General features: G+C 67.6%; 16 protein-coding genes. 7 read left to right on the top strand and 9 right to left on the bottom strand.

All coding sequences use genetic code 11. From position 1 onward, the window contains the following. Window positions 1-32 precede the first annotated feature (32 nt). Together ACWZHB_RS20545 and ACWZHB_RS20540 are read right to left on the bottom strand one after the other, a co-directional pair. Window positions 33-614 carry a dihydrofolate reductase family protein gene (locus tag ACWZHB_RS20545; RefSeq protein WP_427903472.1) on the bottom strand — a complete coding sequence of 194 codons (582 nt, stop codon included), beginning with the start codon at window positions 612-614 and terminating at the stop codon, window positions 33-35. A gap of 88 nt (window positions 615-702) precedes the next feature. Further along, on the bottom strand, window positions 703-1,890 hold the full coding sequence (locus tag ACWZHB_RS20540) for a PucR family transcriptional regulator (RefSeq protein WP_427903471.1): 1,188 nt from the start codon (window positions 1,888-1,890) through the stop codon (window positions 703-705). Window positions 1,891-2,178: 288 nt separating this feature from the next. On the opposite strand from ACWZHB_RS20540, the gene ACWZHB_RS20535 reads away from it, so the two are divergent. After that, window positions 2,179-3,894, top strand: coding sequence for an aldehyde dehydrogenase family protein (locus ACWZHB_RS20535; RefSeq protein WP_427903470.1), 1,716 nt, complete (start codon window positions 2,179-2,181; stop codon window positions 3,892-3,894). Between the two features lie 23 nt (window positions 3,895-3,917). Then, window positions 3,918-5,492, top strand: a complete 1,575-nt coding sequence (locus tag ACWZHB_RS20530) for a GMC family oxidoreductase (RefSeq protein WP_427903469.1) — start codon at window positions 3,918-3,920, stop codon at window positions 5,490-5,492. 38 nt (window positions 5,493-5,530) lie between these two features. Here ACWZHB_RS20530 and ACWZHB_RS20525 read toward each other — a convergent pair whose 3' ends face one another. The 4 genes from ACWZHB_RS20525 to ACWZHB_RS20510 form a co-directional block, all read right to left on the bottom strand. Beyond that, the gene (locus tag ACWZHB_RS20525; RefSeq protein ID WP_427903468.1) at window positions 5,531-6,904 is read right to left on the bottom strand and encodes a caspase, EACC1-associated type; all 1,374 of its coding nucleotides are present in this window, start codon (window positions 6,902-6,904) and stop codon (window positions 5,531-5,533) included. A gap of 2 nt (window positions 6,905-6,906) precedes the next feature. Beyond that, complete coding sequence (locus ACWZHB_RS20520; protein ID WP_427903467.1) at window positions 6,907-7,272, bottom strand: effector-associated constant component EACC1; 366 nt, start codon at window positions 7,270-7,272, stop codon at window positions 6,907-6,909. 63 nt (window positions 7,273-7,335) lie between these two features. Next, window positions 7,336-7,776 carry a hypothetical protein gene (locus tag ACWZHB_RS20515; protein ID WP_427903466.1) on the bottom strand — a complete coding sequence of 147 codons (441 nt, stop codon included), beginning with the start codon at window positions 7,774-7,776 and terminating at the stop codon, window positions 7,336-7,338. Window positions 7,777-7,849: 73 nt separating this feature from the next. Continuing rightward, window positions 7,850-8,947, bottom strand: coding sequence for a serine hydrolase domain-containing protein (locus tag ACWZHB_RS20510; protein ID WP_427903465.1), 1,098 nt, complete (start codon window positions 8,945-8,947; stop codon window positions 7,850-7,852). 319 nt (window positions 8,948-9,266) lie between these two features. Between ACWZHB_RS20510 and ACWZHB_RS20505 the strand changes: the two genes are divergently transcribed. Continuing rightward, window positions 9,267-10,802, top strand: coding sequence for a bifunctional 3-(3-hydroxy-phenyl)propionate/3-hydroxycinnamic acid hydroxylase (locus ACWZHB_RS20505; RefSeq protein WP_427903464.1), 1,536 nt, complete (start codon window positions 9,267-9,269; stop codon window positions 10,800-10,802). Window positions 10,803-10,810: 8 nt separating this feature from the next. Here ACWZHB_RS20505 and ACWZHB_RS20500 read toward each other — a convergent pair whose 3' ends face one another. Next, complete coding sequence (locus tag ACWZHB_RS20500) at window positions 10,811-11,572, bottom strand: IclR family transcriptional regulator (RefSeq protein WP_427903463.1); 762 nt, start codon at window positions 11,570-11,572, stop codon at window positions 10,811-10,813. Between the two features lie 208 nt (window positions 11,573-11,780). On the opposite strand from ACWZHB_RS20500, the gene ACWZHB_RS20495 reads away from it, so the two are divergent. The 3 genes from ACWZHB_RS20495 to ACWZHB_RS20485 are packed head-to-tail and all read left to right on the top strand — an operon-like array spanning window position 11,781 to window position 14,423. Further along, window positions 11,781-12,371 carry a VOC family protein gene (locus tag ACWZHB_RS20495; RefSeq protein ID WP_427903462.1) on the top strand — a complete coding sequence of 197 codons (591 nt, stop codon included), beginning with the start codon at window positions 11,781-11,783 and terminating at the stop codon, window positions 12,369-12,371. Next, window positions 12,368-13,297 carry a fumarylacetoacetate hydrolase family protein gene (locus ACWZHB_RS20490; RefSeq protein WP_427903461.1) on the top strand — a complete coding sequence of 310 codons (930 nt, stop codon included), beginning with the start codon at window positions 12,368-12,370 and terminating at the stop codon, window positions 13,295-13,297. The genes ACWZHB_RS20495 and ACWZHB_RS20490 overlap by 4 nt, the downstream gene beginning before the upstream one ends. A 31-nt stretch (window positions 13,298-13,328) precedes the next feature. Then, window positions 13,329-14,423: an alpha/beta hydrolase gene (locus tag ACWZHB_RS20485; RefSeq protein ID WP_427903460.1), complete on the top strand. Its 1,095-nt coding sequence runs from the start codon at window positions 13,329-13,331 to the stop codon at window positions 14,421-14,423. 158 nt (window positions 14,424-14,581) lie between these two features. On the opposite strand, the gene ACWZHB_RS20480 is transcribed toward ACWZHB_RS20485, so the two are convergent. After that, the gene (locus tag ACWZHB_RS20480) at window positions 14,582-15,667 is read right to left on the bottom strand and encodes an alpha/beta hydrolase family protein (RefSeq protein WP_427903459.1); all 1,086 of its coding nucleotides are present in this window, start codon (window positions 15,665-15,667) and stop codon (window positions 14,582-14,584) included. 138 nt (window positions 15,668-15,805) lie between these two features. Continuing rightward, window positions 15,806-16,576 (bottom strand): class I SAM-dependent methyltransferase, encoded by a 771-nt coding sequence (locus tag ACWZHB_RS20475; protein WP_427903458.1) that lies wholly within the window; start codon window positions 16,574-16,576, stop codon window positions 15,806-15,808. A gap of 97 nt (window positions 16,577-16,673) precedes the next feature. Between ACWZHB_RS20475 and ACWZHB_RS20470 the strand changes: the two genes are divergently transcribed. Beyond that, window positions 16,674-17,555, top strand: coding sequence for an LLM class F420-dependent oxidoreductase (locus tag ACWZHB_RS20470; RefSeq protein ID WP_427903457.1), 882 nt, complete (start codon window positions 16,674-16,676; stop codon window positions 17,553-17,555). The last annotated feature ends 61 nt before the right edge of the window (window positions 17,556-17,616 follow it).

The following is a 17,616-nucleotide window of genomic DNA, read 5'->3' as shown; positions in this document are numbered from 1 at the left end:
GGTGCCCCGGTCAGGGGTGAGCTCGGCGGGACTCAGCCGTGCAGGGTCGGGCGGTAGATCAGTTCCTGGATATTGCCGTCGAGCGTGCGGCTCTCCAGCAGTTCGAGGTCGAAGTCGGCAGCGCCACGGAAGATCGGGTCGTCACCGGTCCGTCCGGTGATCACCGGGAACACCGTCACCTGGACGCGGTCGACGAGTCCCGCCGCCATCAGCGCCCGGTTCATCGACAGGCTGCCGTGTGAGCGCAACGGCACCTCGGACTCCTCCTTGAGCCGGGCCACGACGTCGACGGCGTCACCGCGGGCGATGGTCGCGTCGGGCCAGTCGAGCGGTCCTTCCAGCGTTGTCGACACCACCGTCGCCGGGAGATCGCGCATCCGGGTGACCCAGGGGTCGCGCACCTCGGCCACCTCGCCCGAAGCCAGCATCTCGGCGAATGCCTGATAGGTCTTGGGCCCGAAGACCATTCGCTGCTCGGTCGCGAACAGGGCAAGGCGATGGTCGAGCAGTTCGGGCCCTTGCTTGCCCCAGTACCCACCCCAGTCGCCGTCGCCGTTGTAGCCGCCGTATCCGTCGAGGCTGGAAAAGACGTCGAAGGTGTACGTGGTCGCCATCGGATTCTCCTTTGTCGTCTGCGAGGTCTATCGATGCAGACGAGCCCACCCGGCAAAACTCATCGCAGGTTCCCGACGGGTCCGGCAGCTACGGCCCCAGGAGTGTGACTGCTCGCAACGCGAGATGCAGTTCCGCCGAATGCACCGGGTCGGCGGTGTCGCGCCCGGTGAGGTCGCGAACTTTGCGCAGGCGATAGCGCACTGTGTTGCGGTGACAGTGCAGCTCGTCGGCGGCCGCGGCGGTCGATCCGCGGTGGCGATACCACGCGTCGAGCGCGGCGATCAGATCGTCACGGTCGGGCGCGGGTAGTCGCAGCACCGGTCCCAGGATCTGGGCGGCGGCGCGGCGGCTGGCCTCGGGCACGGTGACGAGCAGGTGCGCGAGCGGCTCAGTCCCGAACCGGACGACAGCGTGCGCGCCGGGTCGCACGCTGCGGGCGGCGAGGTGGGCTTCGGTCAGCGCGCCGGGTATGGCGGTCGGGCTGGTGAAGGCGGCGCTGAGGCCGATCCGTCCGTCGACGAGCTCGGCCAGTGCGTCGCAGGCCCGCTCGACCGCCGCCGGTGTCGCCGCGGACAGCAGCCCGGTGTGCGAGTCGATCTGTGAATCCCACACGGACTTGGCGCCGAGATCGCGCAGCGCGCCGACCAGGCGGCCGGGGAGGGTGGCACCGGGGTCGGCGGTCTCGATCGACACGACGGCGAAGGTGCCGTTCTCGGAAAGGCCCAAGGTGCGCAGCGCGGTCATGGTGTGCGCGGGATTGTCGGAGTGATCGTCGAAAAGCGTACGGATCAAACGGCTCTGGGCTTGTGCGTCGACATGGGCGAGCATGATCTCGGTCTCGCGGTAGGACTCGACCGCCGCGTCGGAGAAGCTGTCGATCAGCTCCCACAGGTCGGTGGCGAGGTCGTGTAGCCGCGGATCGCCCGGACCGGCGGACCTGGCCGTGAGTTCCTCCCAGGTCAGTCGGCCACCGAGGCGGTAGGCGTGCAGCAGTGCGGCGAGCGGGACGCCACGCTCGGCCTTGAGCCGTCCGACCGCGCGTGCGGCATGCAGTCGCGTCGGCTCGGTTCCGGCTAGGGCGCTGATGATCGCGGTGAGGTTGTCCAGGCACGCCTGCTGGAGTTCCTCGGCCGTCAGCAGTCCGGGATCGGCATAGGACCGGTCCGCACCGGCGATGCGGCTGACCAGCTCCACGGCCATCGCCTCGACCGAATCGAGCAGGGGTGCGGCCAACCCGAGTGGCGGCGCGGTGGTGGTCGGCGGTGGTGCGGTCATCCCTACAGACTAGGTCTCCGACGTGAGTCACGCCACTACGGGTTTGTGCACGAGCACATCGTGACTATCGCCCGGCATTGTAGTTATCACTGGTATGCCGCATTTGTTAGCGAATCGTCCGAAGATCGGCATGAGGCAGGTAACGGTGTGTTTGTGCCCGGGCACAAACGTAGCGGGGGTAGATCCGCAACGGGCGCACATGGCGCTCATCCGGTCCGCGGCGACAGAATCGAACTATCTCGGCCGCCGCGTGTCGTGGACCGGCCCAACAGTTGTGGAGGATCGCCAGTGGTCACCAAGAAGGCAGAGCCCGCCCTCGCCGCGGTGGATACCGCGTTGTCCGAGCTCGTCGAAGGCGAGAAGAGGTGGGCGGCCACCTCGTTGACCGGCCGGCGTGCGCTGCTCGACCGGGTGCGCGAGCTCACCGGGCGGCACGCTCAGGAGTGGGTCGACGCGGCCGTCGGCATCAAGGGCCTCGCGGCTTCCTCGCCGCTGGTCGGCGAGGAGTGGATCTCGGGACCGTATGTGATGGCCGCCGGGCTCGGCGCGCTGTCGAAGACGCTCGATGTCCTCGCGCGCGGCGAGAGTCCGCTCGACAAGGCCACTTTCGGGATCGCGGGCGACCGGGTCACCGTCGACGTGCTGCCCGCGAGCCCGTTCGACGCGCTGCTGCTCAACGGTTTCAGCGCGAAGGTGTGGTTGCGGCGGGGCGTCAGCACTGCCGCCGCGAAGGCGAATGCCGGTCTGGCCCAATTGGATCCGAGACGGACACAGGGGATCGGCGCCGTACTCGGCGCGGGCAACATCACCTCGATCGCGCCGCTGGACGTGCTCTACGAGCTGATCGCGCACAACCGGGTCGTCGCGCTCAAGCTCAACCCGATCACCGATCCGATGTTGCCGATACTCGGCAAGATCCTGGCGCCGCTGATCGAGCTCGGCGCGGTGCGCCTGCTGACCGGTGGCGCCGAGGTGGGCGGGTACCTCATCGACAACGACCTCGTCGATCACGTGCACATGACCGGCAGCGCGCGCACCCACGACGCGATCGTCTGGGGTACCGGCGCCGAGGCGGCCGAGCGGAAACGGGCGGGCACACCGAAGCTGACCAAGCCGGTCACCAGCGAGCTGGGTGGTGTGTCGCCGACGATCGTGCTGCCGGGCGACTGGAGCGCGGCCGATATCGCCTTCCAAGCCGAACATGTCGCGACCCAGCGTCTGCACAACGGCGGCTACAACTGCGTCGCCGCGCAGGCCATGATCATCTCGGCCGACTGGGCGCAGAAGGATCAATTCCTCGCCGCGGTGCGCACCGCGCTCGCGAACGCCCCCGCCCGCCCGGCGTACTACCCGGGCAGCGATGATCGCCTCGCGCGGGCCTGCGAGTCCTATCCGCGGGCCGAGCGCCTCGGACGTGGCGGGGAACGGGTGCTGGTCACCGGGATCACGGCATCTCCGGCTGAGCCGCTGCTGGCCGAGGAGTACTTCGCGCCGGTGCTCGGCGTGGTCGAATTGCCGGGAACCGGAACGGAATTCGCCAGGGCCGCGGCCCGAACCGCGAACGACGCGTTCGTCGGCACGCTCGGCGTCAACATCATCGCCAAGCCCGACACCATCGACGAGCTCGGCGCGTCCTTCGACGAGCTGATCGAGGACCTGCGCTACGGCACGGTGGCGATCAACGCGTGGACCGGCGTCGGCTACCTGACACCGACCGCGTCCTGGGGCGCCTTCCCCGGCCACACCATCGACGACGTGCAGAGCGGTATCGGCGTCGTCCACAACGCGTGGCTGATCGACCTGGTGGAACGCACCGTCGTGCGCGGCCCGTTCCGCCCGGCGCCGCGGTCGGTGCTGCACGGCGAACTCGCGATCTCGCCGAAGCCGCCGTGGTTCGTCGGCAACAAGACCGCCGCGAGCACGGGCAGGCTGCTCGCCGGATTCGGCGCCGAGCCCGGCTGGCTGCGCCTGCCCCAGATCTTCGCTTCCGCCCTGCGTGGCTGAGCCCGACCTCCATGGAGAATCAGATGAACACCAGCATCGCCGATTACGTCGTCGTCGGCACCGGTTCCTCGGGCGCTGTGCTCGCCGCACGGCTCAGCGAGCGCTCGGGCACCAGCGTCATCGCCCTGGAAGCCGGACCAGAGGACAAGAACCAGGCCGTCCACATTCCGGCGGCGTTCTCGAAGCTGTTCCAGACCGACCTCGACTGGAACTACCTCACCACCCCGCAGTCCGAACTCGGTGACCGCCAGATCTTCTGGCCGCGCGGCAAGATGCTCGGCGGGTCGTCATCGATGAACGCGATGATGTGGGTCCGCGGCTTCGCGGCCGACTACGACGCGTGGGCCCGCGCCGCCGGGCCCGGCTGGTCGTTCGCACAGGTAGCCGAGTACTTCCGGCGCATCGAATCGGTCGAGGACGCCGCCGAACCCGACGAGGGCCGCTCCGGACCGCTGCGCATCGCGCATCAGCGCAGCGCGCGCGGCTGGACCGACGACTTCCTCGCCGCGGCCGAGCACACCGGCTTCAAGCGGGAGCGCGCGAATCTGCCGCAGCCCGAAGGCTTCACGAAAACCATGGTGTGCCAGAAGCGCGGCGCCCGCTGGAGCACCGCCGACGCCTATCTCAAGCCCGCGCGCAAGCGGCCGAATCTGACCGTGCTCACCGGTGCGCAGGCGACCCGGATCGTGTTCGAGGGCACCCGTGCCGTCGGTGTCGAATACCGCAGGAACGGCGAGACCCGGCTGGTGCGCGCCCACAAGGAGGTGGTGCTGTGCGGCGGTGCGATCAACAGCCCGCAGCTGCTGCAGCTGTCCGGTGTGGGTGATCGGGAAGAGCTTCGGCGCCAGGGCATTCCGGTTGTGCACCACCTGCCCGAGGTCGGCCGTAACCTCACCGATCACCTGATCTCGCTGATCGGTTTCGCCGTCGACTCCGACACGCTGTTCGCCGCCGAGAAGCCGTTGGAACTGCTCAATTACCTCGCGCGACGCCAGGGCATGCTCACCTCGAATGTCGGTGAGGCGTACGGCTTCGTGCGCAGCAGGCCCGAACTCGAACTCCCCGACCTCGAGATCATCTTCGGGCCCGCCCCGTTCTACGACGAGGGGATCGGCGTCGCGCCCGGCCACGGCATCGCGATCGGCCCGATCCTGCTCCAGCCACGCAGCCGCGGCACAGTCAGCCTCGCCTCCGCCGACCCGATGGCCAAGGCGCTCGTCGACCCCCGCTACCTGTCCGACCCCGACGGCGCCGACCGCGCCGCGCTCCTGGCCGGGCTGCGCATCTCGCACAGCATCGTGTCCGCCGAGCCGCTCGGCTCCCGGATCGGCCGATTCCTCCAGCCGAAACGCGAACAGCCCACGGTCGAGGAAACCCTCGAGGACGCCCTCACCTGGCACTCCCACACCCTCTACCACCCGACCAGCACCTGCCGGATGGGCACCGACGCCGCCAGCGTCGTCACCCCCGACCTGACGGTCCGCGGCCTCGACGGCCTACGCGTGGCCGATGCCTCGGTGATGCCGAGCATCATCCGCGGCCACACTCACGCCCCCGCGGTGGTCATCGGCGAGAAGGCGGCCGACCTGCTCCGCTGATCCCCCGGCGCCACCGCGCAGAGGTCGCGGTGGCGTCGTCAGGAGCTACCGCGCTTCTCGACGAGGAGCCTGAGATTGTTCAAGGCTTTGGTGTGGCCGGTGTCGGCGGCTTTGCGGTACCAGGTTTCGGCTTCGTCGAGTTGACCGTTCTTCTCGAGGAGGAGACCGAGGTTGTAGATGGCGCTGGTGTGGCCGGTGTCGGCGGCTTTGCGGTACCAGGTCTCTGCTTCGTCGGGCTCGCCGCGCTTGTCGAGACGCACCCCGAGGTTGTTCATCGCTCTGGTGTGGCCGGTGTCGGCGGCTTTGCGGTACCAGGTTTCGGCTTGGTCGAATTCGCCGCGATTCTCGAGGAGCAGGCCGAGGTTGTAGATGGCGCTGGTGTGGCCGGTGTCGGCGGCTTTGCGGTACCAGGTCTCTGCTTCGTCGAGTTCACCGCGCTTGTCGAGACGCACCCCGAGGCTGTTCATCGCTCTGGTGTGGCCGGTGCCGGCGGCTTTGCGGTACCAGATTTCGGCTTCGTCGAATCCGCCGCGATCCTCGAAGAGCAGGCCGAGGTTGTAGATGGCGCTGGTGTGGCCGGTGTCAGCGGCTTTGCGGTACCAGGTCTCTGCTTCGTCGAGATCGCCGCGCTTGTGGAGCAGGACCCCGAGGCTGTTCATCGTCGCAACGTCTCCGGCATCGGCGGCGCGCCGGAATCGGAGTTCATCGGTCGCGCCGAGCAGCTTGAGGCCACCGGCGGCATCGATGGATCGTCGTCGGGGACGGGGATGGCCGTGATCGATCAGGTGTTGTTCGGTACGGCGATAGAGATCGTCGAGGGTGAGGTCCGCGGCCTTCGCCGCGGCCAACAGCGCGGCGGTGAAGGCTGTGTTGCGGTCGCCGCGAGGCGCGAAGGACGCTTCGTTCGCGGCCGAGGAGGTGATGGTATATGTGCCGTGGATGCTGGTTTCGCCGGCGATCACCGTGGTGGTATCGCTCATCGCTTCGAACGCGCGACCGGAATAGCAGCAGTCCAGGATCAAGACGCGGGCGGTGGCGCGGGATTCGAGGATTTCTTCGCGCAGCATCTGGAACGGCACCGAGGACCAGGACGGACGTGCCGGGTTGGTCCCGGTCACCGTGAGATGGAGGCGGCCGCGGGAATCGAGGACTCCGTGGCCGGTGTAGTACACGAGCAGGACATCCGTGGCTTCACCCGCGGCCTCTGCCAGAGCTTCGCCGACCTCGGTGCCACTGCGTGGGTCGGGCACGACGACGCAGTGCTCCGGGGCGAAAGCCCCGCCGGCGGAGGTCAGTATCTGTCGAAGGTCGGTGAGGTTGTTGAGTGCGGCGGGGATCGCGGTCAGGTCCGGGTGGGTGTAGGAGGCGGTGCCGATGAGGATCGCACGTGCACCGGGACGAGGTGACGGCACGGTTATTCCGTGGTGTCGGTGTCGCCGAGCAGGTTCTGGATCTCGCGGACGAGTTCGGGGGCTTTGGCGCGTTTGGCATCGACCTCGACTGTGACGCCGTCGCGCTCGAGCGTGAGCTTGATATCGGAACGGCGAGTGGTGAACCAGGAATTCAGCGACCTGACCAGAGCGGGTGCCAGACCACCGGCGCCGACCGCGACGACGAGCACATCGTAGATATCGCCCAGCTGACCCTCACGGATCCGCGGGGCGGGCAGGCCGACCCGGCCACGCAGCGCGTCGTCGTTGCGGAACCACTCCAGCAATCGGAACAACTCGTCGGTGCCGCCCGCGCTCCGAATCGTCAACTGGCCGTTGAGGTCTGTCATGAATGTCATTCTGCCCGACCCGAAGCGGGCGCTGCGCGATCTGCTCGGCGCCACGATGACGGACTAGCTGTCCGGTGTGGCCTCGTGGCCGGCACGACCGTGGGAACGGCGGGCTTGCTTCATCTCGGCCTCGTACAGATGGGTGCGGCCGTCGACGAGCTCGTCCCGGATCTCGCGCTCGAGCTGCCGGAACCGCGCGTAGTAGTCCTCGTCGTATTCCTCCACGATCTGGAAAGTCCACCGGCCGGGCAGCACATTGCGGCCGACCAGCTCGGCCGCGAGTTTCCCGGCGAGCCGGTGGTGGCCGGCCGCGCGCAGCATGTCCACCGCGTCACCGAGCGTGAGATCGGCGCCGCCGGTGAGCTGATGGAAGCTGTAGAGGTGCCCGCGGGCCCGCTCGGTGGTCTCCAACGCCTCGGACAGCTTGCCCACCGCGGCCACGGTCGCCGCGTCGGCACCGGCGGGTCGCCGGTGCCGCTCAGCGGGCTGTTCGTTGTCGGTCATCACCCGAGGCTATCGCCGTGCGGGTCCTACCCCCGCGACCCACGCGGCTGTTGTCGCGGCCTGATTCAGGAGCTCACCCGGCGACATCGGCGTACACGGCGCGGACGAGATCCGCGAACGGGTGCCGCGGGTGCGGCCGCTCGTCGAAGAACTCGTTGTGACAGATCATGACGGCGAGCTCCGCGTCCACATCGGCGAACCCGAGGGCTCCGCCCGCGCCGGGGTGCCAGAGGACACGATTGCCTCGAAAGCCCAGGAGCTCGTCGCACGCGGGTAGCGCTGAGCCCACCATCAGTCCGCCCGTTCCGATGACGGCTCGTGGTCCTGCGATCGAACCGGCCGGGTGGGTGCACGCCCGAGGTGCCAGGAAGGTCTCGATGCGCTCGGCGGGCAGCAGGCGCTTTCCGTCGAGCCGGCCGCCCTGGGCGTACAGCGCCCAGAGGCGTGCGGCCCCTCGTGCGGTCGCCCACGCGCCGCTCGGATCGATCCGATCCCGGTACCCGGGAGTGTTGATCTCGTGGTCGGCGGTGACGGTGAACTTCGCCGGATCCCCGCTGAGGATCTCCCCCTGTACTACCGCGACATCTGTCTGCGCCGATTCCGGCAGCCGGTGCCATATCTCGGTGATTCCCAAGGGTGTGTGGACCTCCTCGCGCACGAGGTCCTCGAACGATCGGCCCGCTGGGTCGACCCGCCGAGCGATCTCGCCGACGACGTATCCCCAGGTACGTGCGTGATAGGCGTTCCGATGGGCCGGATAGTCACTCGGGGCCGAACGGGCGAGTCGTTCGACCATCCATTCCCAGTCGCCGAGCAGTTCCGGCGTCGCGTCGCTGGGCAAGTCGGGGAGACCGACGCGGTGGGTGAGGGCATCGCGCACCGTCGACGACTCTTTGCCATGAGTGCCGAACTCCGGCCAGATGGACGACACCGGCTGGTCGTAGTCGAGCAGCCCCCGTTCCACCTGCACGTGCAGGGCGGTCGCCGTGGACACCTTCCCCGCGGAGGCCACCCAGAAGATCGTGCCCGCGTCGACGTCACGACCGTCCGGCGACGCTTTCCCGGCGCTGATATCGACGACCAGCTCACCTCGGTGGTACGCCGCGACCTGCAGGCCGACTTCGCCGCGCGAGAGCGCCTGGTCGATCGCGTTCGCTACTGCGCTTCCCATTGTCGAAACCATCCCGTTCATGTGTCAGCCAGTGGATTGTGGAGCGGGACGGACAAGCCGAAAGGCGCGAAGAAGCGGCTATCGATTGTCTGTTCACCAGAACGTGATCTGTAAGATAGAACACATTCGCAACCCATGCAAGGGGTGTCCGCCAGGGACAACTCCGGGAGAATCGCGGAGGCGCCGCTCTGCTTGACAGAACATGTTCTGCTAAACAGAATGGCGGATGCTCGCACTCGACCGCTGTCGCGGTGCGAGTCCCGTGCGGCCCGCCGGCCGCGCGATGGGTCGACGACGGCAAGGCGAAAGGCCGCAGCACATGACTCCCCACACCACCGCAGCTGATCCTCTGGACGCGGACGTCCTGATCGTGGGGTACGGCCCCGTCGGCCAGAGCCTGGCAGCCCTGCTCGGCAGGGCGGGACACCGCGTCATCGTCTGCGAACGGCGTTCCGGCCGCTACGAGACGCCGCGTGCCGGTCACTTCGACCACGAGATCATGCGAATCTTCCAGGCGATGGGCACCGCCGACGCGGTCGGTCGTATCGCCGATCCCGCGCGACTGTACGAATTTCTCGATCCCGGCGGGGAGGTGCTCGCCCGGCTACCACGGGCATGGGATGCACCGTCCGGGTGGGACGCGTCGTATCACTTCTACCAACCCGAACTCGAGGAAGTCATCGACGCGGCGGTCCGAGAGATTCCCACGGTGGACCTCCGCTTCGGCAACGCCGTCGTCGACCTCCGCCGCCACGATGACCACGTCGCGGTGACCATGGCGAACGGTGCCGTCGTCACCGCTCGGTACGCCGTCGGCGCGGACGGCGCGAACAGCGTGGTACGGGACCTGTGCGAGATCGGCACCGAGGACTTGGGCTTTCGCGGGGACTGGCTGGTCGCCGATATCCGCCCGAAGCCCGGCGCACCCGCCCTCGACATTCCGCACACAGGACAGGTCTTGAACCCTGCGCGGCCGAGTCACATGGGCCGGGTGGCCCAGCGATACTTTCGCTGGGAGTTCATGCTCGTTGACGGCGATGATCCCGCGGCGATGGCGACTCCGGAAAATGTGTGGAAGCTGCTGCGGCCGTGGATCGGGCCGGACCAGGGCGAGCTCATCCGGCAGACCGTCTACCAGTTCAGATCCATTGTGGCGCAGACGTTCCGCGCCGGACCTGTCCTGTTGGCGGGCGACGCCGCGCACGTCATGCCGCCCTTCCTGGGACAAGGTATGAGCTCCGGTATTCGCGACGCCGCGACGCTCGCCTGGATTCTCGACCTGATCCTGAGCGGAGCCGCGGACCCGCGGCTACTGGATCTGTACACCGCCTCGCGCAGGCCGCAGGTCTTGGCGTACATCGAGGAGTCGATCCGGATCGGGACCGTCGTCTGCGAGACCGATCCGGTACGCGCGGCGCAACGCCGCGAGGCCCTGCGTACCGGGACCGAACTGCCACCGCCGTTCCAGCCGCCGGTCGGGGCGGGATTTCGGGCCGGCGAGCCGCTGGCCGGCTACCTCGGTGTCCAGCCGCTGCTGCGCACGGCGGAGGGCCGGACCAGCCGCTGCGACGACATCCTCGGCAACGGGTTCACCCTCTTCAGCCTTGTCGAACTCGACGCGGCCGCCTGCGCGGCGGTCGCCGAGCTCGAGAGCTCGATCGGCCTGCGCTCGGTGGTCGTGAACTCCCCGCACGGGCTCTATGAGGACGGTGAGACGTTCAGCCGGTGGATGAAGGAGGCCGGCGTAATCGCGGTACTGGTTCGCCCGGACTTCTATGTCCTCGGTTCGGCGTCCGAGCTCGCCGAGGTGCCGGCACTGCTCGCCTCGCTGGGACCGGCGCTCTCGCTGACCTGAAACGGTCGCTAGCTCAGCGTCGCGCTGAGCCGGTCGGTCGCCTCGAGTAACGCGCGAGCGTGACCGACCAGCTTGTCCTCGGTCAGCCGGAACGACGGCCCGGAGATGCTGATGGCGGCGCGGACATTGCCTGCCGCATCGCGAACCGGGGCTGCGATGGCATGCAGACCCAACTCGCTCTCGCCGAGGTTCACCGCGTAACCCTGCCCGCGGACGGTCTCGAGTGCTTCTTCGAGCTTGCGCCGGCTGCTCACCGCTTCGGCCGTGCCGCCCTGAATGCGGCTCCCCGGATATCGTTCCCGCAGCTCTTCGCCGGTCAACGAGGCCAGCAGCACCTTGCCCGCCGCCGCCGCGTGCGCGGGCGCCCGGTCTCCGGTCCGTTCCGCGGCGCGGATCGCGAATCGCCCCTCGACGCCGTCCAGGAACACGATCGTCGCGCCATCGAGCACGATCAGGTGCGCCGTCTCGCCGATATCGTGGCAGAGCCGCTCCAGTGTCGGCCGCGCCTCCGCCCGCAGGTCGTTCGCGCCGATGACCGCGATACCGAGCTGCACGAGCTGAGGGCCTGCGGCATAGCCGCGCGTCGCGGAATCCTGGCGCAGCAGCCCTTGGGACTGCAGCGTGGTGAGCATGCGATGGGCGCTGGACCGGGCGATGCCCAGCTCCGCGGCGACCTCGGCCACGCGGAGAACGCGCTGGCCGCGCAGCATCAGCAGGACGCGGGCGGCATTCTCCACCGACTCGATCGGATAGCTTGCCAGCGCCGCCATCGGAGCCCTCCACGGTGATGAGACGAATGAAGACCACGCCCGGTGGCGGTCGCACCGTATCACGGACCCGGCGAAATCATTCTGTTGTGCAGAACCGTGTATGCGGAGGGTGATCGCAAATGTTCTATTGACAAGAACAGTGTCTGCTGAACAGAATAGCTGGAGGTCGAGGGTCATCGACCGCTCATCGCTGAAAAGGACACGCTCCATGTGCGCGCACATCGACAACCCCAGACGGAAGGTCGCAGAGCTCGGTCACGTCGGCATCCGCTGCCTCGACGTGGACAGGCAACTCGCGTTCTACACCGAGGTGCTCGGGCTGGTCGTCACCGATCACGACCCCGTCCTCGGTAACTACTTCCTCTCCGCTCGTCCCGACGACGAGCACCACGAACTCCTGCTCGCGAAGGGGCGCGACGTGCCCCGCGACGGCCGCTTGATCCAGCAGATCTCGTTCCGTTGCGAGACGTTCGATGATCTGCTCGGGCTGTATCGCCAGCTGCGGGAGCACCGGACCGAGTTCGACATGATCGTGTCCCACGGCAACGCCGTCGGTGTGTACTTCTTCGACCCCGAAGGCAATCGGGCCGAGGTGTATTGGCGGACCGGCCTGGTGGCGCGCCAGCCGTTCGTCGAGACCATCGATATCGAAACCCCGGCAAAGGAACTCATGGCCGCCATCCGCGCTTCGGTGGACAAGTACGGAACCGTCGGGTTCACCGAGGAAAGCTACGAGCGGTGGACCCACGAGCACGCGGCGCCGCAGGGCACCGTCACGAACGGAAAGGTCGCACAATGAAATTCGTTCGATTCGCCCGCACCGACGGTGCGGTCCAGGTAGCGGTCGTCGCCGCAACCGGCTTCCGTGTCCTGCCCGGCTACGCCGACCTCCTGCCGCTGATCGAGTCCGGCGAGGCGGCACTGCTGGCAGCCGGACGCGAGGCAGCGGCTTCCGGCGAGGAAGTGGATCCCGTGGACGTGCGGATCCTTTCGCCGCTGCAGACACCTCCCACCTTCCGGGACTTCTACGCCTTCGAACAACACGTCCGGGCCGGGCGCGCCTGGCGTGGGCTCGAGATGGACCCCACCTGGTACGAGATCCCCGTCTTCTACTTCTCCAATCCGTACGCGTTCCGCGGCGACGGCGAGATCCCCATGACCCCGGGAGCCACAAAGTTCGACTTCGAGCTCGAGGTGGCGGCGGTTGTCGGCAAGGCGGGCGCCAACCTCACCGTCGAGGAGGCAGCCGATCACATCATCGGCTACTGCGTCCTCAACGATTGGAGCGGTCGCGACGTGCAGCAGCGTGAGATGACACTGTCCATGGGCCCGGTCAAGGGTAAGGACACTGCTACCGGTCTCGGGCCCTACCTGGTGACCGCCGACGAACTCGCTCCGTTCGCCGCGGGCTACGGCTTCGACCGGGCCATGACGCTGACGGTCAACGGCCGGCTCTACACCGAGGCGAATTGGGCCGATGTCCACTGGTCGTTCCCGCAGATGATCGCGTATGCCTCGCGCGGAACCCAGGTCCGGCCGGGAGATGTCATCGGATCGGGCACGTGCGGAACGGGCTGCATTCTCGAGCTGTCCCGCACACACAGCGAAGAGGCCTACCCGTGGCTGCAGGAGGGCGACGAGGTCGTCGCCACCATCGAAGGGCTCGGGAGTCTTCGCAATACGATCGTCGCCGCCGATCCCGTCCACCCGCTCGACCGCCGCTGATGCCGGTTCGGCCCTCGACTATCGGAGCCTCATGACCGAACTCACCGAAGAATCCCAGGAACCAGCGGACGCCGTCAAGACACGGGCAGCGCTCCTGCGCTCGATGACTCTGACCCGGATGCTCGATTACGGCATGGATCATTGGGATGCGACCCAACTCGCCGGTGCACCGGCCACCCAACCCTGGGACGACACGGCGGCCGCACTCGCCGAAGCTCAGCTCGCCCGCGCCGCGGCCGCTGCCGAACACGGCAATGTCGAAACGGCGGTCGACTGCTACCGGTGGGCGGCGGCAGCACTGGTCGCCGCCCAGATGGCTTATAACTACGACAACGCCGCCAAGCGCTCGCTGTACGGCCGGCTGTCGCGGGCATACCAGGACGCGGCCCATCTCGACACCGAACTGCGCATCGAACGGCTGGCGATCCCGCACAGGTCGCGCCACTGCAACGCGTGGTTCGTCCGTCCTCGCACGGATCACCCGACCCCGACGGTCATCATCGTGGGCGGACAGAGTGGATGGGGACCGGCCTACCATCGGCAGGCCGCAGCCCTCGCCCGGCGGGGGCTGTCCGCGGTCCTGCTCGAGGCTCCCGGCCAGGGCGAGACACGGATCTTCCACGGTCTGCACCTCGACGAACACGCGGACGAGGCGTTCAGCGCGACGCTCGACGCTGTGCACGAACGCACAGGTTTCGACGGCCCAGCCGGGGTGTGGGGCAACAGCTTCGGCGGATTGATCGCCGCGCGTGCCGCCCTCCACGACAGTCGCTTCGGAGCGCTTTGTGTCAACGGCGCACCCTCGCGACCGGAACCCGCACCGTTCCGTACCGCCCGCGAGCAGTCGCAAGCCCTGCTAGGTGTCGGCACCGACGATGCGGCCGCCGCCGTCTTCCGCACGCTCTGGATCGACCCGGCTGTCGACCGCACCGCAGCGGCCGTGCTCGTACTACACGGCGAGGCCGACCCGCTGATCACACTGGACCAGCAGCGCGCGTTCCTCGACCTGTCTGCCGACTCGTCGCTGCGGGTCTGGGCGGACGGCGAGCACACCATCTACAACCACTCGGCCGAACGCACGGATTTCGTGGCCGACTGGTTCCGCCGTCAGCTCGACGACGCGTGACTCGCCAGCCTGACACCCGCATCCACCACACCGACCCCTCGCGTTCTCCGGGCGGTCGATCGCTGAGATCTATGGCAGTTCAGGGAAAGCCGTCGGGACGCTCGGCGTGTTCAGAGTCGGACAGACGGTCGTTCTCGAACACTGTGACTCCCGTCGATCTATGGGTACGGCACCACTTCCGGTTGCGCCAGGCCGGCGATCGTTGTGGTCAGGTCGCCGCGGCCGAAGACGGTGTCGAACCAAGTACGTAGATAGGTGCGCTGCAGGTCGATCGAGCGGGACGGGTCGATGGCACCGACCGCCTTCTGTCGCACCTCACCGGACAGCAGCCCAGTATCGGCGAGACGGACAAGGATCAGTTGCTGGTCGCAGAACGACATGTGCTGAGTTCCCCGTACCCGCAGCGGGACTTTCAGCCCGATGTTGTGATGCCAGTACGGCTCCCAGCCCGGCGCGTCGAACCACGGTGAGAACTCGCTGGCCAGCATCAGCAGCGGCTGGTCGATACCGCCCTCGGCGACGGATCCGAGTACCGGGCCGTCGAAGTTCACACCCGCCCGGATCCGGGGGTCCTCGTGCAGGGCTTGCATGGTGGTCGATCCGCCGAGTGAGTGCCCGAACATCGCCACCCGGCTCGGGTCCAGATTCTGGATGAGTCCGGTCGGCAGCGCCGTCGTGAGCCGCTCGCCGGTGTGGGCGGCGGTCAGTTCGTCGAGGACGAAGCGGGTGTCGGCCACCCGGGTGGGGAGCAGCAGGTCGCGCAGAACCTCCTGGGGGGAGTCCAGCGGTACCTGTGTCGGGGCAGTGCGGCCGTCGGGGAACTGGACGGCGAACGCTTCGTGGGTGTGGTTGAGGGCGACGACCACGTAGCCGTGGCTGGCGAGGTCCTCGGCCTGGGCAATGCTCCAGCCGGTGGCGTCGCCCATTCCGGGAGAGTTCAGCAGGACCGGGAACCCGCCATCGCGCGTGCGCGCTGGTGCGTCGCGGCGGCTATGGCTCGGTGCGAGGGTCCAGGACCCGGCGGGAATGCCGAGCTCGCTGAGGAATTCCTCCTGTTCGGCCGACGCGCCAGGCGGCATCCACGGTGCGGTCTCGGCCGCGGTGTTCTCGGCGGGATACCAGATCTGGGCCAGCACTTCCCGCGGCCCGCCGATCCACGGATCGGTGCGGGTGCTGTCGACCAGATGCCATTCGGTGACCCCGACCGAGGACGGGCCGGTCGGTGCGGGCAGGTCCACGCTCACCACTGTCGGCACCTGCGGGGCGGCTAGCCCAGTACCACTAGCCGCTGCGACCACCGCCATGGCCAGGGCCACTGCGATTCGGCGTAATCCGTTGCCTGCCAATGCCTACCCCCACATCGAATCGTTGATGCGTGGAGCCTACAAGCGCGCACCACCGGACTCTGCTTCGTCCACCGGGACCAGGACCAGGAACAGGAAGGCCAGAAATCGGGGGTCATCCTTGTCGTCGAAGAATTCTGGAAACCGCTCCAGCGCCTCCGGTGCGGGACCAGGCTCATCGAGGTGGGTCACTCGAAATCCGGTGTCGAAGAATGTCTTGAACATCGTCGACAGCGACCGGTCCCAAAACGTCAGGTCGGCGTCCTGCCCCGCCATGTCCGTCACATGCCGTGGCCGCGTGGCGAAGTAGTTCGTCGTGTTGCCTGCCTGGAGGTCGGTGAACCACATGACAAGCGGATGCTCCACAGACAGGATCAGGCGGCCTCCGGGCTTGATCACCCGTCGGATCTCCGTCAACGGGGAATGCCAGTCCTCGAGATAGTGGAGCGTCAGCGAGCACACGACATCGTCGAAGGTGGAGTCGTCGAATGGCAACGGCTCAGCTAGATCTGCGACGTACAGCTGTGTGGCGCTTCCGACGCGGTCACGGGCGATGTCGATGAGAGCCTCGCTGCCGTCGATTCCGACGGCAGTAGCTCCGCCCTTGATCAAGTCGACGAGCGTTGGACCGGAGCCACACCCCACGTCCAGCACGTGCTTGCCGGAGACGTCACCGAGCAGATCACGGATCGCAGGCCTGTTGTAGTACTCGTTGAGAAGACCGGTCGCATTTTCCGCGGCGTAAGCTTCCGCGATCGGATCGTACGCCGCGGCATGGCCAGAGCTGTCCGGAGGTGTCGAAGCTGCCATACTTCGAAGCTACCGGACCCCCGCATCGACCAGCGAAAACAAACCGGCCACAAGGTATTTCGGGTATTACGACAACATGGCGGGGTAGAAAGGAAAGATGGGTGTAGACAACGGGTTTCGATTCGGTGTGAACATGATGTCCACGGGTTCGCGGGACGTGTGGATCGAAAAATGCAGGAGGGCCGAGACGCTCGGGTATGACGTCATCGGCGTTCCGGACCACCTGGGTATGCCCGCACCGTTCCCCGCCATGATGCTCGCCGCCGAAGTCACCGAGCGGGTGCGATTGAACACCTTCGTGCTCAACGTGCCGTTCTACAATCCGGTGCTGTTGGCGCGCGATGTCGCGACGGTCGACGGGTTGAGCGGCGGGCGAGTGGAATTGGGTCTCGGCGCGGGCTACGTCAAAGACGAGTTCGAGGCCGCTGGTATCCCGTTTCCCAGCGCAGGGCGACGCGTCGAGTTGGTGGGCGAGACCGCGACCACCCTGCGGCGGCTCTACTCCGACCCCGGCTACCAGCCGCAGCCCGCACAGGCGGGCGGCCCGCCCTTGCTGATCGCGGGGTGGGGTGATCGCATGCTGCGCGTCGCCGCCGAGCACGCCGACATCATCGCCCTCACCGGAGCCGGAACCGCTGACAGCGGAACGCTGACGTTGGCCGGTACCGCGGAGGCCGCCGACCGGGTCGCCTATCTGCGGGAGTTGCTCGGCGTGCGGGCCGCCAGCACCGAGGTGAATTTGCTGATCCAGGCGCTGATCGAACCGCACGAGCGCGACGAGGCGTTACTGCGACTCGTGCCCTACTTGCCCGCAACCGACTCGACGGAGCTGGACGATTTGATCGCTGTGCTCGTCGGCACACCGGAGCAGATGGCCGAGCGACTGCGCGAACGTCGCAAAACCTATGGGATCAACTACATCACCGTGCTCGAACACAACATGGACAAACTCGCCGCCGTGATCGAACTCGTGCGCTGAACGAGTGAGTCCGAAGCCTGGTCAGTGGTCGTAGGCGATCAGTGATCGGGGCGGGGCGTCG

The organism is Nocardia sp. FBN12, assembly GCF_054031145.1.
This window is presented reverse-complemented; position numbering and strand designations above follow the sequence as displayed.

Bases quoted from the DNA above. Each gene is read 5' to 3' on its own strand.
- ACWZHB_RS20545 (WP_427903472.1), bottom strand. From the start codon at position 614: ATGGCGACCACGTACACCTTCGACGTCTTTTCCAGCCTCGACGGATAC.
- ACWZHB_RS20470 (WP_427903457.1), top strand. From the start codon at position 16,674: ATGGGTGTAGACAACGGGTTTCGATTCGGTGTGAACATGATGTCCACG.
- ACWZHB_RS20515 (WP_427903466.1), bottom strand. From the start codon at position 7,776: ATGACCGACAACGAACAGCCCGCTGAGCGGCACCGGCGACCCGCCGGT.
- ACWZHB_RS20475 (WP_427903458.1), bottom strand. From the start codon at position 16,576: ATGGCAGCTTCGACACCTCCGGACAGCTCTGGCCATGCCGCGGCGTAC.
- ACWZHB_RS20510 (WP_427903465.1), bottom strand. From the start codon at position 8,947: ATGGGAAGCGCAGTAGCGAACGCGATCGACCAGGCGCTCTCGCGCGGC.
- ACWZHB_RS20500 (WP_427903463.1), bottom strand. From the start codon at position 11,572: ATGGCGGCGCTGGCAAGCTATCCGATCGAGTCGGTGGAGAATGCCGCC.
- ACWZHB_RS20540 (WP_427903471.1), bottom strand. From the start codon at position 1,890: ATGACCGCACCACCGCCGACCACCACCGCGCCGCCACTCGGGTTGGCC.
- ACWZHB_RS20485 (WP_427903460.1), top strand. From the start codon at position 13,329: ATGACCGAACTCACCGAAGAATCCCAGGAACCAGCGGACGCCGTCAAG.
- ACWZHB_RS20520 (WP_427903467.1), bottom strand. From the start codon at position 7,272: ATGACAGACCTCAACGGCCAGTTGACGATTCGGAGCGCGGGCGGCACC.
- ACWZHB_RS20490 (WP_427903461.1), top strand. From the start codon at position 12,368: ATGAAATTCGTTCGATTCGCCCGCACCGACGGTGCGGTCCAGGTAGCG.
- ACWZHB_RS20505 (WP_427903464.1), top strand. From the start codon at position 9,267: ATGACTCCCCACACCACCGCAGCTGATCCTCTGGACGCGGACGTCCTG.
- ACWZHB_RS20530 (WP_427903469.1), top strand. From the start codon at position 3,918: ATGAACACCAGCATCGCCGATTACGTCGTCGTCGGCACCGGTTCCTCG.
- ACWZHB_RS20495 (WP_427903462.1), top strand. From the start codon at position 11,781: ATGTGCGCGCACATCGACAACCCCAGACGGAAGGTCGCAGAGCTCGGT.